This window comes from Streptomyces sp. NPDC050759, from assembly GCF_044456945.1.
GTDB lineage: Bacteria > Actinomycetota > Actinomycetes > Streptomycetales > Streptomycetaceae > Streptomyces.
Map to the genome: position 1 here is coordinate 403,321 of NZ_JBITGI010000008.1, position 15,042 is coordinate 418,362.

The following is a 15,042-nucleotide window of genomic DNA, read 5'->3' on the forward strand; positions in this document are numbered from 1 at the left end:
GGCCGTAATCTCCACCGAATCTGTACGAGCCCAGTACGGCTCGCGGCCTTGGTGAAACGGTTACCCACGGGACGCCGTCTCCTCTCCTCCCAGCGCCGCCGACCCGGAATTCGTCACTTCGCTCGGGGGTGTCGATCCGCCCGTCACTGCCGGTGCAGCCGATCCCCGCCCGCCAGAATCGCGGCGGCAAGCGCGTCCGCCGCCCCCTGAGCGGCCGTACGCCGGCGACCGTGCACCAGGACGAAGTCCACCCGCCCGAGCTCGGGCAGTCCGAAGCGTTCCGGCATCCGCACCAGCCCCGGCGGGATCAGCCCCCGGGAGTGCGCCATCACTCCCAGCCCGGCCCGCGCCGCCGCGATCAGCCCGTTCAGGCTCCCGCTGGTGCACACGATCCGCCACTCGCGTCCCTGCCGCTCCAGCGCCTCCAGAGCCAGTGTCCGGGTGATCCCCGGCGGCGGGTACACGATCAGCGGCACCGGCCGCTCCGTGTCCAGGCGCAGCCGTTCCGCCCCGATCCACACCAGCCGGTCGTGCCACACCAGCTCACCCCGGGGATCCTCCGGCCGCCGCTTGGCGAGCACGAGGTCCAGCTTCCCGGCGGCCAGCTGCTCGTGCAGGGTGCCCGACAGTTCGACCGTCAGCTCCAGATCCACCTCGGGATGGTCGTACCGGAAGCCCTCGAGGATCTCCGGCAGCCGCGTCAGCACGAAGTCCTCCGACGCCCCGAACCGCAGTCGCCCCCGCAGCCGGGTGCCGGTGAAGAACGCCGTGGCCTGGTCGTGCACCTCCAGGATCCGGCGCGCGAACCCCAGCATCGCCTCGCCGTCCTCCGTCAGCTCCACGGAGTGGGTGTCCCGCGTGAACAGCTGCCGCCCGGCGGCGTCCTCGAGCCGCCGTACGTGCTGGCTCACGGTCGACTGGCGCAGCCCCAGCCGCCGGGCGGCCTGCGTGAAGCTCAGGGTCTGCGCCACCGCCAGGAACGTTCGCAGCTGCGACGGGTCGTACATGGCGCCAGGTTATCGCGAAACGTGATGACAGTCAGAGTGGTATGCCGGATTCCCGATCAAGGGGTGAAAGAGGACGATGGAAGGGGACCTTCCGTCGTGAGGGAGGTACCCGTCCTGACCCCGTGTCGTCGTCCAACGCGAGTAAGTGGAGCACCGTGAAGCGCCTGAAGTGGCCGGCCTGGATGCCGGTCGACCCGTACATCCTGCTGCTGCTCGGCACGGTGGGCCTCGCGGCCCTCGTACCGGCACACGGGACCTCCGCGGACGTGGCCTCCGGAGCCTCCACGGCGGCGATCGCCTTCCTCTTCTTCCTGTACGGCGCCCGCCTGTCCACCCGTGAGGCCCTCGACGGCCTCAAGCACTGGCGGCTGCACGTCACGGTCCTCGCCTGTACGTTCGTGATCTTCCCGCTGCTTGGCCTGGCCGCCCGCGGACTCGTCCCGGTCTTCCTGACCGACCCGCTCTACCAGGGCCTGCTCTTCCTCACCCTGGTCCCCTCCACCATCCAGTCCTCGATCGCCTTCACCTCGATCGCCCGGGGCAACGTGCCCGCCGCGATCTGCGCCGGCTCGTTCTCCTCGCTGGTGGGCATTGTCATCACGCCGCTCCTCGCGGCCGCCCTGCTCGGCAGCAGCGGCGGGTTCTCCGCCGACTCGCTCCTGGAGATCGTGCTCCAGCTGCTCGTCCCGTTCCTGGCGGGCCAGGTGACGCGCCGCTGGATCGGCGGCTTCATCACCCGCCACAAGAAGGTCCTCGGCCTCGTCGACCGCGGGTCGATCCTGCTGGTCGTCTACACCGCGTTCAGCGAGGGCATGGTCCAGGGCATCTGGCACCAGGTGAGCCCGCTCAGGCTCGGCGGGCTGCTGATCGTCGAGGGCGTCCTGCTCGCCCTGATGCTCACCCTGACCTGGTACGGCGCCAAGGGCCTCCGCTTCGGCCGCGAGGACCGCATCGCCATCCAGTTCGCGGGCTCCAAGAAGTCCCTCGCCTCCGGACTCCCCATGGCCAGCGTCCTGTTCGGCGCGCACGCCTCCCTCGCCGTGCTGCCGCTGATGCTCTTCCACCAGATGCAGCTGATGGTCTGCGCGGTGATCGCCAAGCGCCGCTCGCACGACCCCGTGCCGGAGGAGACCGCGGAGCTCAGCGCGCCGGAGTCAGCCGCAGCGTCACGAACCTCGGTCGGTACAGCGACACGTTCCGGTTGAGCTGCGCCGAAGCGGCCGCCGTCTCCAGCCAGTTGACGTCGTAGCTGAGCACCAGCCGGCCCCCGCCGCTGAGTTCGAGGTGCGTCTGCGGGTTGTAGGCGGCGACCTGGCCCGAGGGCAGGGGCGGGGTGAAGTCCTTCTCCGGACCGTGCCACGGTCCGGTGGGGGAGCAGGCCCAGTACGAGGTCACGGCAGCCAGCCCCTTCGTCCCCGCCGCCATGGTGAACAGCACGTACGTCCCGTCCTGCCGTACGACGGAGAAGGCGCTGCCCACCCCGGTGCGCCGTCCGTCCCCGAGCACCGGGCGCGGGCGGGCCCCGGTCGTCCAGTCCGAGCCGTCCCAGTACTCCCAGGCGCCGGGCTCCGCGAGCCCGCCAACCGGCACCCGGGCCACATACGCCGACGACGCGGAACGGGACGCGGCCTGGCCGTCGTCGCCGCCGAAGACGTACGTCCACTCGCCGTCCTCGACCAGCGTCGTGCCGAACAGCACCCGCCGGGACGGGTCCTCGACCCGCTGCTCGTCGCGGACCTTCGTGATCGACTCGACGCGCAGGTCGGGCAGCGAGAGCGTGGCGACCTCGGTGGCGGTCGGGACGCCGTAGACCCAGGGGTACTGGCCCGCCGTCCGCACCCACAGCAGGACCCTGACGACCTGGTCGTCCGAGCCGGGGGAGCGGGGTTCGACGCGGGCCGCGACCGGCCAGCGCCACTGGTTCGGGCCGGGGTCCGGGAACAGGGGCGCGGGGAGGGTGGTCTCCAGGCGGCCGTCGCGCATCAGCACCGCCGAGTTGCGCACCAGGGGAGCGGTGGTGTCGCGCCAGGCGTGCGGCTCGCCGAACGGGTTGGGCGGGCCGTACACCCGGCCGAGGTAGGTGTCGGAGAACAGCCACAGCAGCCGTCCGTCGGGCAGCCGCACCGAGTGGGTGCCGTCACCGCCGGTCCAGTCGTCGCCGCGGCCGGCGTCGTCGCCGTAGCGGGCGAACTCGGCGGTGAGCCGGTCGTCCGCCGACCAGGAGCCGACGGTGCGCGGTGTGCAGTCGCCGCCGTCCCGCCCGTCGCCGTCCGGAAGAGCGGTGATCAGCACGGCTCCGAGCACCAGCGCCAGCAACAGACCGACGCCGGTGCCCGTTCGCTGTCGTGCTCGTGGGTCCTCGGGCACGGGTCGCGACGTTAGCGGCTGTCGCTCACCTGGTCCATGGGCAGCCACAGGACGGTGTTCCCCGCGACGGCGTCCGCGCCGGTGATCTCCTCGTCGGCCAGGGCCCGGTCCCAGACCCGGACGTCGTCGATCGCGCCGGTGAAGTGGGCCCGGCCGTCCACGCGCTGCCCGACGTGCACGCCGAACGGCGAGTTGCGGCTGACCGAGCCCGGCACGTCGGGAGTGCCGGTCGCCCTGCCGTCGACGAAGAGCGTGAGCCGGCCGCCGCCCCGGCGCAGGGCCAGCCGATGCCACCGCCCGTCGTTGTAGGCGCCGCTCGTGCTCACGAACGCCGTCTGTACGGTCCGCGCGCCCGCCCGCACGGTGATCAGCCCGCGCACCCGGCCGCTCGCGGGCTCCCCGCGCAGCCACACCTGCGGCTGCCCCGTGCCGACACCGCCCATCCACAGCAGCGGCTGCTCCCCGGTCCTGGCCGTGTACCGGAACCACAGGGAGGCGGTGAAGTCCTTCGTGCCGAGCGGGAGTTCCTCGCGGTAGGGCAGGCGTACGGCGTCGTCGGCGCCGTCGAACTCCAGGGCGCCGCCGATGACCCCGGCCCTCCGGCGGGCACCGCCCAGCACCGCCGCCCCCGGGGCGAGGGGAGCGAGGTCGGGGGTGGTCGGGTCGGGGCCGCGGCGCGGGGTCAGCCAGTTCTCGGTGAAGCGGGCGAAGCGGATCTCGTCGCGCGCGTCGACCGCTCCGCCCTCGTACAGCAGGCCCACCGTGTCCTCGTCGACCTGTGCCAGGTCGGAGTAGCCGGACCAGTCCGTGGTGACGACCGTGCCGCGGTCGACGGTGTCCCACGTGCGGCCACCGTCGTAGGAGGAGCGGATCATCATGGTGCGGCGGCGGTCGGGGTCCCCCGGGCAGGACAGCAGGATGCGCTCGCCGAGGTCGAGGGTGGCGCACTGCACCTGCGGTGCGTACAGGTCCGGGAGGGCACGGAAGGGCGAGTCGAAGGTGTCACCGCCGTCGAGGCTGACGGCCTGGGTGCGGTGGCCGAGGTCGCTGCCGTCCTGTTCGCGGCCGCTGACGAGGAGGGAGCCGTCGGTGCGCTCGGTGAGCGTCACCTCGGAGGGCTTCTGCCGGAAGGTGCCGTCGGCGGCCACCGGCCAGGAATCGGTGGCGCCGACCCTCCAGTGCTCGCCGCCGTCGTCGCTCACGACGAGCGCCGCGTGGCCGTCGGTGATCCGACTGCCGTCCCACGTCTCGGCGTTGACCCCGAACACCAGTCGCCCGGCGTGGAGTCCGTGGCTGAGCTGGATGCCGTGCACGGGGCCCGTGGCGTACCAGGCGTTCCACCGCGGGGGCAGGATCTCCTCGCTCAGGTCGCGGGACGCGGACCAGGTGAGGCCGTCGTCGTCGCTGTACTGGAGGTGGGGGACGCGGTCGCAGGGCACCCGGCAGTTCCCGCCGTCCGTACGGCCCGTGTTGTACGTCTCGGCCAGCAGGACCCGGCCCGTTGCGCGGTCCACGACCGGGGCCGGGTTGCCGTGGGTGTCGCCCGCGCCCTCGCTGACCACCTGGAGCGGGCCCCAGGTGCGGCCGCCGTCCGTGGAGCGCTTGAGGACGATGTCGATGTCGCCGGCGTCCCCGCAGTCGAGGACCCGGCCCTCGGCGAACGCGAGGAGGGTGCCGCCGGTGGTCCGGACGATCGCCGGGATGCGGAAGCAGGCGTAACCGGGGTCCCGGTCCGTCCTGAAGAGGATCTGCTGCTCGAACCCCGGTGCGGCGGACGGAGGTTGGGCCTGAGCGGGGCTCGGCAGGGCGAGCATTGCTGCGGTGGCGGACAAGGCGGTGGTGGACACGGCGGTCAGGAAGGATCTCGGACCTGCGCGACTCGACGGCACGGACGAACCTGCCCTTTCATTGTCGTACATCCGGAAATATGACCTTCGGGTCACGGACGGTAGTTCCGCACCCCGCGCCTCACAAGAACCGTGCGCGTGTCCCGTCACGGATGGAGTACGACCTTTCCGAGGTTGCGCCGCGCCTCGATCACCGCGTGCGCCTCCGCCGCGTCCTCCAGGGCGAACTCCCCGTGCACGACGGGCCGGAGGTCGCCGTCCAGGAACATTCGCCACAGCTCCCGCCGCCACCGCTCGTACAACTCCGGCCGCTCACGGGCGATCCGCGCCATCTGGAAGCCCGTCACGGACTTGGCGCCGACGAGGAGGTCGTACGCCTGGATCGTCCCGCCGCCCGAGCTGTACGCCACCAGCCGCCCGCCCGGGGCCAGGGCGGCGAGCGCCGGGGTGAGCAGCTCGCCGCCGACCGCGTCGAGGGCGTAGTCGACGGGGTCGCCCCAACTGTCGTCCGCGTACAGGGTGGTGGCGTCGGCGCCGAGCGAGCGCACGAAGTCCGTCTTGGCCGGGTCGGAGATGGCGCCCACGACGCGGGAGGCACCCCGGGCCCGCGCGAGCTGCACGGCGAGGTGGCCCACCCCGCTCGCCGCCGCCGTGATCAGCGCCGTCTCTCCCGGTTCGGGGTGCGCCGCCTCCAGCGCGCCGAGCGCGACCAGCCCGCTGCGGACCAGCACGACGGCGTCGGTCGCCGAGGCGCCGTCGGGGATCGGGGAGGCCATGGCTTCGCGCAGCAGCGCGAAGTCGGCGTAACCGTCGCCGAAGCACAGGCCCGTGACGCGTTCGCCGGGGCGGAAGCGGGTGACCCCGGCGCCGACGGCCGCCACCGCGCCGGCGAGCTCGCCCCCGAGCGGCACCGGCTCCGCGGCCTCGGTGACCTTGCGGACGACCGGGAGGGTCACGCCCACCGCCTCGCAGCGCACGAGGAGCTCGCCGGGGCCCGGCTCGGGGACCGGTGCCTCCTCCAGGAACAGCGGGCCACCCGTGGACTCGTAACGGACACGACGCATCGACCGGACCTCCCGTGGGTTCATTGGTGGTCCCAACGATAGGTGGGCGATCGTTGGGAAGTCCAATGAATAGTGGCTAGGCTGGCCCCATGGCCGAAGCACCCCTGCCCGCGATCCGCTCCCTCCCCAGCTGGCTCCTCGGCCGCGCCGCCGCCCGCGGCCGGGCTCTGGTGGCCGAGGCGCTGGCCGCCGAGGGCATGAAGATGTGGCACCACGTGGTGCTCTCCGCCGTCCGCGACCTCGCCCCCGTCGCCCAGGCCGACCTCGGCCGCGGGGTGCGGCTCGACCCCAAGGACCTGGTCGGCATCCTGAACGACCTCCAGTCCGCCGGTCTCGTCCTGCGCGAACCGGACCCCGCCGACCGCCGCAAGAACGCGGTGTCCCTCACGGACGAGGGAGCACGGCTGCTGAAACGCTGCGAGAAGGTGGCCCGGGAGGCCAACGACGAGCTGCTGGCCCCCCTCTCGGCGGCCGAACGCGCCCAGTTCATGAGCCTGTTGATCCGGATCTCCGGTACACAGGGCTGATGACGGATAACGTTCCGTCATGACCGGACCCCTCGCGCTCGATCCCGCCCGCAGCGCCCTCGTACTCGTCGATCTGATGGACCGGATCGTCGCGCTGCCCCTGGAACCCCGCACAGGCACCGAAGTCCTCGCCGCCGCCGAGAAGTTGGCGGCCGCCTTCCGTACCGCCGGCGCACCCGTCGTGCTGGTGCGGGTCGAGCGGCCCGGAGTCGCCGACCAGCCACCCGGCAGCGGGCTGGTGCCCGGCCTCGCCCGGCACGGCGACCTCGAGATCGTGAAGCGGACCATCGGCGCCTTCCAGGGCACGGACCTGGACGCCCGCCTTCGTCAACTAGGCGTCACCACGCTGGTGTTCGGCGGGATCGCCACCAACCTCGGCGTCGAGTCCACCGCCCGCGCCGCCCTCGACCTCGGCTACGACCTCGTGTTCGTGGAGGACGCCATGGCCGCCTTCACCGCCGCCGAGCACGAGGCCTCGGCACGACTCGACTTCCCGCGCCTGGGCACGGTGGCGACGGTTGACCAGGTGCGCTTCGTGGCGGGCTGAACGCTCGGACCCGTGGTCAGCTCTGGGTGGCCGTTGTGGTTTCCAGGGCGAGCCGGTGTTCTCCCGCGTACACGTTCATGGAGTGGCCGCGGAGGAAGCCGACGAGGGTGAGGCCGGTTTCGGTGGCGAGGTCGACGGCGAGGGAGGAGGGTGCGGAGACGGCGGCCAGGATCGGGATGCCGGCCATGACGGCTTTTTGTGCCAGTTCGAAGGAGGCCCGGCCGGAGACCAGCAGGATCACGCGGGTCAGGGGGAGGTTCGCGTTCTGCAGGGCGCGGCCGATGAGTTTGTCGACCGCGTTGTGGCGGCCGACGTCCTCGCGTATGTCGATCAGCTCGCCGTGTTCGGTGAACAGGGCGGCGGCGTGCAGGCCGCCGGTGCGGTCGAAGACCCGTTGGGCGGCCCGGAGCCGGTCGGGGAGGCTGGCGAGGAGGTCGGCTTCGATGTGGAGGGGGGGTGTGTCGTTGATGGGCCAGCGGGTGGTGGTGCGTACGGCGTCGAGGCTGGCTTTGCCGCACAGGCCGCAGGACGAGGTGGTGTAGACGTTGCGTTCGAGGGTGATGTCGGGGACGGGCACGCCGGGGGCGGTGGTGACGTCGACGACGTTGTACGTGTTCGACCCGTCGGCGGTGGCTCCGGCGCAGTAGACGATGTTCTGCAGGTCGCCGTGTCCAGCCAGGACCCCTTCGCTGACGAGGAAGCCGACGGCGAGTGCGAAGTCGTCGCCGGGGGTGCGCATGGTGATGGCGAGGGGTTTGCCGTTGAGGCGGATCTCCAGCGGTTCCTCCGCGACCAGTGTGTCGGGGCGGGACGAGATCGCCCCGTCGCGGATGCGGATCACCTTGCGTCGTTCCGTGACTCGTCCCATATGTGTCTCAGTCCCGGTTCTGTACGTGCTGGTAGCCGAAACGGCCCTTGCGGCAGAGGCTGCTCTGGATCACCGCTTGCCCGTGCGGGGTGGTGACCTTCACGACTTCATTGTCCTGCACATGGAGCGTGAGGTCGCAGCCCACTCCGCAGTGCGCGCACACGGTGTCGGTGCGGGTCTGTGACACCTCGTCCCAGGTACCCGCCGCTCGCCTGTCGAACTCCGACCTGAACGACAGGGCCCCCGTCGGGCATACGTCGATGCAGTTCCCGCAGAACACGCAAGCCGAGTCGGTGAGCGGCACGTCGTGTTCCACGGCGATCCGGGCGCCGAAACCGCGACCCGAAACAGCGATGGCGAAGGAGTTCTGTTCGTCCTCCCCACAGGCGTCCACACACCGGCGGCACAGGACGCACTTGCCGTAGTCGCGCACATACAGATCGTTGTCGACCTTCGGCAGCTCCGCGAGGCGGGCCGCATCCGGGCCGAAGCGGTCCGGACGCGCGCCGTACTCCTTGATCCACTCCGCCGCTCGCGGAGTCGTCGACAGATCGGCCGAGGAGGCGAGCAGTTCGAGGACGATCTTCCGGCTGTGCCGGACACGCTCGGTGCCGGTCCTGACGTCCATGCCCGGCTCCGCCCGGCGGGAGCAGGCCGGGACGAGGGCCGCGGCCCCCTCCACCTCGACCACACAGAGGCGGCAGGCGTCGCCGCCAGGGGTGAGCGGGCCGCCCGGGCACAGAGCCGGGACGTCCTTCCCGACCGCCCGGCAGGCGTCCAGAATCGTCGAGCCCTCCGTCACGCGCACGGGCTCACCGTCGACCGTGAACTCCAGCCGGCGGCGCGGGATGCCTAGCGGCACGGCGGTCATCGGTACGCCCCCGGATGCCCGGTATGCCCCGGACGTCGCGGGTGAACCGAAGGGCTCGCGTGACCCAGCGGCACGGCGGTCATCCGTACGCCCCCGGATGCCCCGGATGCCCCGGACGCCGCGGGTGAACCGAAGGGCTCGCGTGACCCAGCGCCGGGTGAACCGAGGGGCTCACGTGACCTAGCGCCGGGTGAACCGAGGGGCTCGCGTGACCCAGCGGGTACGGCGGTCATCCGTACGCCACCAGCCGCCCCGGGCGACCCAAGAGGCTCACATGATCCAGTGGCACGGCTCACCCCCACGCCCACATGCCCGGAAGACCCCGGTGTCCCCACATGAGGGCCCGGCGGTACCCCGCTCATCCGTACACCCCCAGTCGGTCCACGGCGGACTCCACCGCGTTCCACGCGTTCCGACCGAGACCGCACATCGAGGCGTCCCGCATCGCGCGGCCGATGTCCCGGAGCAGGGCGATGTCGTCGGCCGCGGCCGCACCCGTGCGGTCGACGATCCGCCGCAGCGCCTCTTCCTGGCGCACGGTCCCGACCCGGCACGGCACGCACCGCCCGCACGACTCGTCCCGGAACAACTCGGCGATGCGGAGAAGGAGACGGGGAAGCGGGACCGTGTCGTCGAAGGCCATGACCACACCCGAGCCGGCCCCGTCCTCGACGGCGAGGGGTACGTCCAGTTCGTCCGGCCGCACGAAACCGCCGGTGGCCCCGCCCAGCAGTACCGCGCGCAGGTTCTCCCGGACCCCGGCCGCCGACAGCAGCTCGGCCGGTGTCGCGCCGGACGGCAACTCGTAGACTCCGGGCCGTTCCACACTCCCGGACACGCAGAACAGCTGTGGCCCGGTGGACTTCTCGGTGCCGGTCGCCGGGTACGCCGGTGCCCCCAGGGCCAGGATCGGGAGCAGGCCGACCAGCGTCTCGACGTCGTGCACCGCCGTCGGCCTGCCGAACAGGCCCTGCTCCGCCGGGGAAGGCGGCTGACAGCGGGGTTCGCCCCGGTGGCCCTCGACGGAGTTCAACAGGGCGGTCTCCTCGCCGCACACGTAGGCGCCCGCTCCGCGCCGGATCTCGATGTCGAAGGCGTAGCCCCGGCCGAGGACGTCGTCACCGAGCAGGCCGCGGGTCCGCGCCTGCTCGACGGCGTGCCGCACGCGGCTGGTCGCCCGCGGGAACTCGTCGCGCACACAGAGGTAGCCGCGGTGGGCGCCGATCGCGTACGCGGCGATCGTCATCGCCTCCACCAGCGCGAACGGGTCGCCCTCCATGAGCACGCGGTCCCGGAAGGCGCCCGGTGCGGACTCGCCCGCACTGCACACCAGGTAGGGCGGGTGGTCCGGCTGGGAGGCCGCGGCCTGCCAGGTGCGGCCGGCGGGGAACGCGGAGCCACCCTGCCCGACCGGGGCGCAGGCGGTGACCTCGCGGGCGACTCCGGCGGGACCGAGCGCGAAGGCCCGACGCAGGGCGGTGTAGCCGCCGTGGGCGCGGTAGTCGTCCAGGGACGACGGGTCCACGACGCCGACCCGGCTCAGGAGCACCAGACCGTCCTGGCCCGTCTGCGGTACGGCCGTCGCGACCGGCGGCTCCTCGGGCGCCGAGTCCGGCGCGCTCGCGGCGAGGACGGCCCCGGCCACGGTCGCCGGTGCCGAGACCGCCGTACGCACCGGATCGCCCGCCCTGGTCACGAGCGCGGCCGGAGCGCGTTCGCACAGGCCGAGGCAGGGGCTGCGCTCGAGGTGGACACCGCCGCCGAGCCTCTCCTCGATGGCGGCGCACAGGTCGGACGCCCCGGCGGCCGTGCACACGAGGTCCGTGCACACCCGGAGCACGGTGGCGGGGCGGGTCCGTACCGAGAACCGGGCGGAGAAGGTGGCGACGCCGTACGCCTCCGCCGGTGGAACGGTCAGCCGACGGCACAGATAGGTGAGAGCGCCTTCGCTGATCCAGCCGACGCGGTCGTTGATCGCGAGCAGGCCCGGCAGCAACAGATGACGGCGGCCCGGAGACGGACAAGCCCGCCTCAGATCGGCCCCGGAACGGTCCCCGCCCTCCCAGAAGGACGTCGGCGGCCCCAACAGGGCGTCCACGGCGCTCCGTTCGTCCTCCGTCGGCTCACTGTCGCCGAAGCGCAGGTCCACCTGGTCACCTCCTTCTGAGCGGGCGGTCGGGCGGTCGGGCGGTCGGTCCGGCGGCGTCTCGCCGTCAGTCGGTCGGGTCGGTCGGGTCGGTCGGCGTCTCGCCGTCAGTCGGTCGGGTCGGTCGGGTCGGTCGGCGTCTCGCCGTCAGCCGACGATCGTCGTGATCGGCAGCTTCTCGATCCGGACCGCCGCCCGGTCGACATCCACCTCCTCAGGGGAACGCGCGGTCATGAAGGCGAGTCCGGACCTGAGCGCGGTGTCGATCCGCACGGACGCGAGGACCGAGGCGTGCCGTGACGACACGCGCACCTCCTCACCGGCCACGACCTCGTAGCGCTCGGCGTCCTCCGGGGACAGCTCGATGCCGTGCCCAAGAGGGGAGTTGAAGCCCCGGTGCGAGTCCGCGCGCCCCGCGATGCCCAGCCGGATCGGGTACCGCTCGTCGACCCGCTCGGCCGGCGGTACGTGCTGCACGATCCCGAACGGCGCCCGTCTGCCCCGCCTCGCCGGGTCCTTCTCCCACAACCGGCCGTGCAGATACGGCGGTTCGAGCCGGTCGGGGTCAGGGCAGGGCCACTGGAGGCCCCGGTGCTCCCGCAGGCGCGCGTACGTCATCCCGGAGTGGTCCGGCGACAACGACCTGAGCTCGTCCCAAACGGCCTCGGAATCGCGGTACTTCCAGTCGTGGCCGAGTCTCGCCGCCAGATCACGGATGATGGCGATGTGCTCGCGCGCCTCGCCGGGCGGGGTCAGAGCCCGGCGTACGCGCTGAACTCGTCTCTCGCCACTGGTGGTTGTGCCGTCGGTCTCCGTCCAAGCGGCGGCCGCGGGCAGGGCGACGTCGGCCAGCCGGGCGGTCCTGGTGAGGTGCGTGTCCTGGACGACGAGGAAGTCGAGGGATCTCAGACGCCGTACGGCCCGCTCGCCGTTGCCGTTGCCGTTGCCGTTGCCGTTGCCGTTGCCGTTGCCGTCGCCGTCCGCCTCCGACCGCGCCGGGTCCGCGCCGACGCAGTGGAGCGCCTTGAGCGTTCCCTCCTCCATCGCCTCGGACATCTCCGCCAGGTCCAGCCCGTGGTGCGGCTGGACGACGGCGCCCCAGGCCGACTCGAACGTCCGCCGGGCACAGGGGTCGAGGATGTCCTGGAACCCGGGCAGACGGTGGGGGAGCGCGCCCATGTCGCTCCCGCCGTGCACGTTGTCCCGGCCGGACAGGGGCTGCACCCCGCAGCCGTACCGGCCCACGTGGCCGGTCAGCAGCGACAGGTTGACCAGTGCACGGACGTGGTCGGTGCCGTTGCGGTTCCCGGTGACGCCGTGCCCCCAGTACTGCTGGGCGCGATCGGCACGGGCGAGGGCGTGGGCCAACTCCCCGATGACGGCGGCCGGTACGCCCGTCACCCGCTCGGCGAGCGAGAGCGTCCACGGCTCGACCAGGGCCCGGTAGTCCTCGAAGCCGGAGGTGGCCCGCTCGACGAACGTACGGTTGACAAGCCCCGCGTGGATGATCTCCCGGCCGATCGCATGGGCCAGCGGAATGTCGGTGCCGACGTCGAGGCCGAGCCAGCTCTTCGCCCAGGCGGCGGTGGCGGTGCGGCGCGGGTCGACGACGTACAGGCGGGCGCCGCCGCGAATCCCGTTCAGGACGTGCCGGAAGAAGACCGGGTGTGACGAGCGGGCGTCGGAGCCCCACATCACGATGACGTCGGTGTGCGCGCTCTCCTCGTACGACGAGGTCCCGCCGCCCGACCCGAAGACCGCGGCCAGGCCCGCGGCGCTCGGGGCGTGTCGCGCCCGGTCCGGGGAGTCGATGTTGTTCGTGCCCATGACGACCCGGGCGAACTTCTGCGCCAGGTACTGCGTCTCGTTGGTCGCGCGGGCGGAGGAGAACATGCCGAAGACGCCGCGGTGCCTTCCCAGACCGCGAGACGCCCGGTCCAGCGCCTCCCCCCAACTCGCCTGCCGTAGCGAATCGTTGGGTGCGTCCCGGACCAGGGGGTGGGTGAGCCGGGGGCAGGCCGTCGGGGTCGTCATGGGCGCCTCCCCTTCAGGTCGACGAAATATTGTCTACAGTATGGAGTGAGCCGCCGCAAGGTGTAGGCGAGACCCAACCCGCTCTGGTGGCAGGCCGGTTCGACCGTTCACCGCTTCCGGGATACCGCTCATCGCATACGGTCGACGCGCCGCCTTTTCAACTAGCTCGTTTGTTCGTACCGTCCGGGATCATGAGTCCCCCTGTCGCGCCCCCGGGTTGGAGCCGCTGGCTCGTCCCCCCGGCCGCTCTCTCGGTCCATCTCTCCATCGGCCAGGCGTACGCCTGGTCCGTGTTCAAGCCGCCGCTCGAGTCCGCGCTCGGACTCAGCGGCACGCAGAGCGCACTGCCCTTCCAGCTCGGCATCGTGATGCTCGGCCTGTCCGCCGCGTTCGGCGGCACGCTCGTGGAGCGCAACGGGCCGCGCTGGGCGATGACGGTGGCGCTGATCTGCTTCTCTTCCGGCTTCCTGCTCTCCGCGCTGGGCGCGGCCACCGAGCAGTACTGGCTGATCGTCCTCGGCTACGGCTTCGTCGGCGGCATCGGCCTCGGCATCGGCTACATCTCGCCGGTCTCCACCCTGATCAAGTGGTTCCCGGACCGGCCCGGCATGGCCACCGGCATCGCGATCATGGGCTTCGGTGGCGGCGCGCTCATCGCCTCGCCCTGGTCGGCGCAGATGCTGGACTCCTTCGGCTCCGACAGCTCGGGGATCGCACTGGCGTTCCTCGTGCACGGGCTGTCGTACGCCGTCTTCATGCTCCTCGGAGTCCTGCTGGTGCGCGTGCCGCGCAGTGAGAAGCCGGTCGAGAGCGCGCCCAGTGCTTTCGAAGGACCGCAGGTCTCGGCGCGCAACGCCGTGCGTACGCCCCAGTTCTGGTGTCTGTGGGTCGTGCTCTGCATGAACGTGACCGCGGGCATCGGCATCCTGGAGAAGGCCGCCCCGATGATCACCGACTTCTTCAAGGGCACCTCGACACCGGTCTCGGTGTCGGCGGCGGCCGGCTTCGTCGCGCTGCTGTCGGCGGCCAACATGGCGGGCCGGATCGGCTGGTCGTCGACGTCCGACCTGATCGGACGGAAGAACATCTACCGCGTCTACCTGGGCGTGGGCGCGGTGATGTACGGGCTCATCGCCCTGTTCGGTGACTCCTCCAAGCCGCTGTTCATCCTGTGCGCGCTGGTGATCCTGTCCTTCTACGGCGGCGGTTTCGCGACGATCCCCGCCTACCTGAAGGACCTCTTCGGCGCCTACCAGGTCGGCGCCATCCACGGCCGGCTGCTGACCGCCTGGTCCACGGCCGGTGTCCTCGGACCGCTGATCGTGAACTGGATCGCCGACCGGCAGGAGGACGCGGGCAAGAGCGGTTCCGCCCTCTACGGGATGTCCTTCGTGATCATGATCGGGCTGCTCGTCGTCGGCTTCGTCGCCAACGAGCTGGTCCGCCCCGTCAGTGCCCGCCACCACATTCCCGCACCGAGGGAGGCCGCCGATGTCGCCGTCCGACAGCAGCCAGAGTCCGCCTGACCGGCGTCCGCTGATCGCCCTCGCCTGGGTGTGGGTCGGCGCACCGCTCGCCTACGGGCTCTACGAGCTCGTCCAGAAGGCGACGCAGCTGTTCACCAAGTAACCGTTCGGCAGGTGTTCGGGCGTCCGAGGGGTGAGGGAAGCCGACAACTCGGGCGCCCGTTTCCTGTGGCCTTACGTGCCCGCGTACCCGTGAGTCACTGATCAGACTGGGGGATCCGGCTACCCAAGGCAACGA

Annotated in this window: 13 protein-coding genes; 5 read left to right on the forward strand and 8 right to left on the reverse strand. The window is 71.9% G+C overall.

The genetic code is table 11. The annotated features are described in order from the left end of the window. Window positions 1-143: 143 nt before the first annotated feature. Window positions 144-1,007 carry a LysR substrate-binding domain-containing protein gene (locus ACIBJB_RS25260; RefSeq protein ID WP_398933382.1) on the reverse strand — a complete coding sequence of 288 codons (864 nt, stop codon included), beginning with the start codon at window positions 1,005-1,007 and terminating at the stop codon, window positions 144-146. Between the two features lie 182 nt (window positions 1,008-1,189). Between ACIBJB_RS25260 and ACIBJB_RS25265 the strand changes: the two genes are divergently transcribed. Further along, complete coding sequence (locus tag ACIBJB_RS25265) at window positions 1,190-2,212, forward strand: bile acid:sodium symporter family protein (RefSeq protein ID WP_398933423.1); 1,023 nt, start codon at window positions 1,190-1,192, stop codon at window positions 2,210-2,212. On the opposite strand, the gene ACIBJB_RS25270 is transcribed toward ACIBJB_RS25265, so the two are convergent. The 3 genes from ACIBJB_RS25270 to ACIBJB_RS25280 form a co-directional block, all read right to left on the reverse strand. Continuing rightward, complete coding sequence (locus ACIBJB_RS25270; RefSeq protein WP_398933383.1) at window positions 2,148-3,374, reverse strand: DUF4185 domain-containing protein; 1,227 nt, start codon at window positions 3,372-3,374, stop codon at window positions 2,148-2,150. The genes ACIBJB_RS25265 and ACIBJB_RS25270 overlap by 65 nt on opposite strands. An 11-nt stretch (window positions 3,375-3,385) precedes the next feature. Next, window positions 3,386-5,263 carry an exo-alpha-sialidase gene (locus tag ACIBJB_RS25275; protein WP_398933384.1) on the reverse strand — a complete coding sequence of 626 codons (1,878 nt, stop codon included), beginning with the start codon at window positions 5,261-5,263 and terminating at the stop codon, window positions 3,386-3,388. A 104-nt stretch (window positions 5,264-5,367) separates the two neighbouring features. Continuing rightward, entirely contained in the window at window positions 5,368-6,285 is a 918-nt protein-coding gene (locus tag ACIBJB_RS25280; protein WP_398933385.1) for a zinc-binding alcohol dehydrogenase family protein, read from the reverse strand. A gap of 89 nt (window positions 6,286-6,374) precedes the next feature. Here ACIBJB_RS25280 and ACIBJB_RS25285 point away from each other — a divergent pair, with 89 nt between their 5' ends. Then, on the forward strand, window positions 6,375-6,812 hold the full coding sequence (locus tag ACIBJB_RS25285) for a MarR family winged helix-turn-helix transcriptional regulator (protein WP_266510117.1): 438 nt from the start codon (window positions 6,375-6,377) through the stop codon (window positions 6,810-6,812). Between the two features lie 19 nt (window positions 6,813-6,831). After that, complete coding sequence (locus ACIBJB_RS25290) at window positions 6,832-7,359, forward strand: isochorismatase family protein (protein ID WP_398933386.1); 528 nt, start codon at window positions 6,832-6,834, stop codon at window positions 7,357-7,359. Between the two features lie 16 nt (window positions 7,360-7,375). On the opposite strand, the gene fdhD is transcribed toward ACIBJB_RS25290, so the two are convergent. The 4 genes from fdhD to ACIBJB_RS25310 all read right to left on the reverse strand — a co-directional run bounded on the left by fdhD (window position 7,376) and on the right by ACIBJB_RS25310 (window position 13,278). Then, window positions 7,376-8,227, reverse strand: coding sequence for a formate dehydrogenase accessory sulfurtransferase FdhD (fdhD, locus tag ACIBJB_RS25295; RefSeq protein ID WP_398933387.1), 852 nt, complete (start codon window positions 8,225-8,227; stop codon window positions 7,376-7,378). Between the two features lie 7 nt (window positions 8,228-8,234). Next, window positions 8,235-9,098: a 2Fe-2S iron-sulfur cluster-binding protein gene (locus ACIBJB_RS25300; protein WP_398933388.1), complete on the reverse strand. Its 864-nt coding sequence runs from the start codon at window positions 9,096-9,098 to the stop codon at window positions 8,235-8,237. Between the two features lie 358 nt (window positions 9,099-9,456). Next, entirely contained in the window at window positions 9,457-11,247 is a 1,791-nt protein-coding gene (locus tag ACIBJB_RS25305) for an NADH-ubiquinone oxidoreductase-F iron-sulfur binding region domain-containing protein (protein ID WP_398933389.1), read from the reverse strand. A gap of 144 nt (window positions 11,248-11,391) precedes the next feature. Beyond that, window positions 11,392-13,278, reverse strand: a complete 1,887-nt coding sequence (locus tag ACIBJB_RS25310) for a molybdopterin oxidoreductase family protein (RefSeq protein WP_398933390.1) — start codon at window positions 13,276-13,278, stop codon at window positions 11,392-11,394. A 191-nt stretch (window positions 13,279-13,469) separates the two neighbouring features. On the opposite strand from ACIBJB_RS25310, the gene ACIBJB_RS25315 reads away from it, so the two are divergent. Together ACIBJB_RS25315 and ACIBJB_RS25320 are read left to right on the forward strand one after the other, a co-directional pair. After that, complete coding sequence (locus ACIBJB_RS25315; RefSeq protein ID WP_398933391.1) at window positions 13,470-14,804, forward strand: OFA family MFS transporter; 1,335 nt, start codon at window positions 13,470-13,472, stop codon at window positions 14,802-14,804. Beyond that, window positions 14,770-14,907: a hypothetical protein gene (locus tag ACIBJB_RS25320; RefSeq protein ID WP_398933392.1), complete on the forward strand. Its 138-nt coding sequence runs from the start codon at window positions 14,770-14,772 to the stop codon at window positions 14,905-14,907. The genes ACIBJB_RS25315 and ACIBJB_RS25320 overlap by 35 nt, the downstream gene beginning before the upstream one ends. Window positions 14,908-15,042 lie beyond the last annotated feature (135 nt).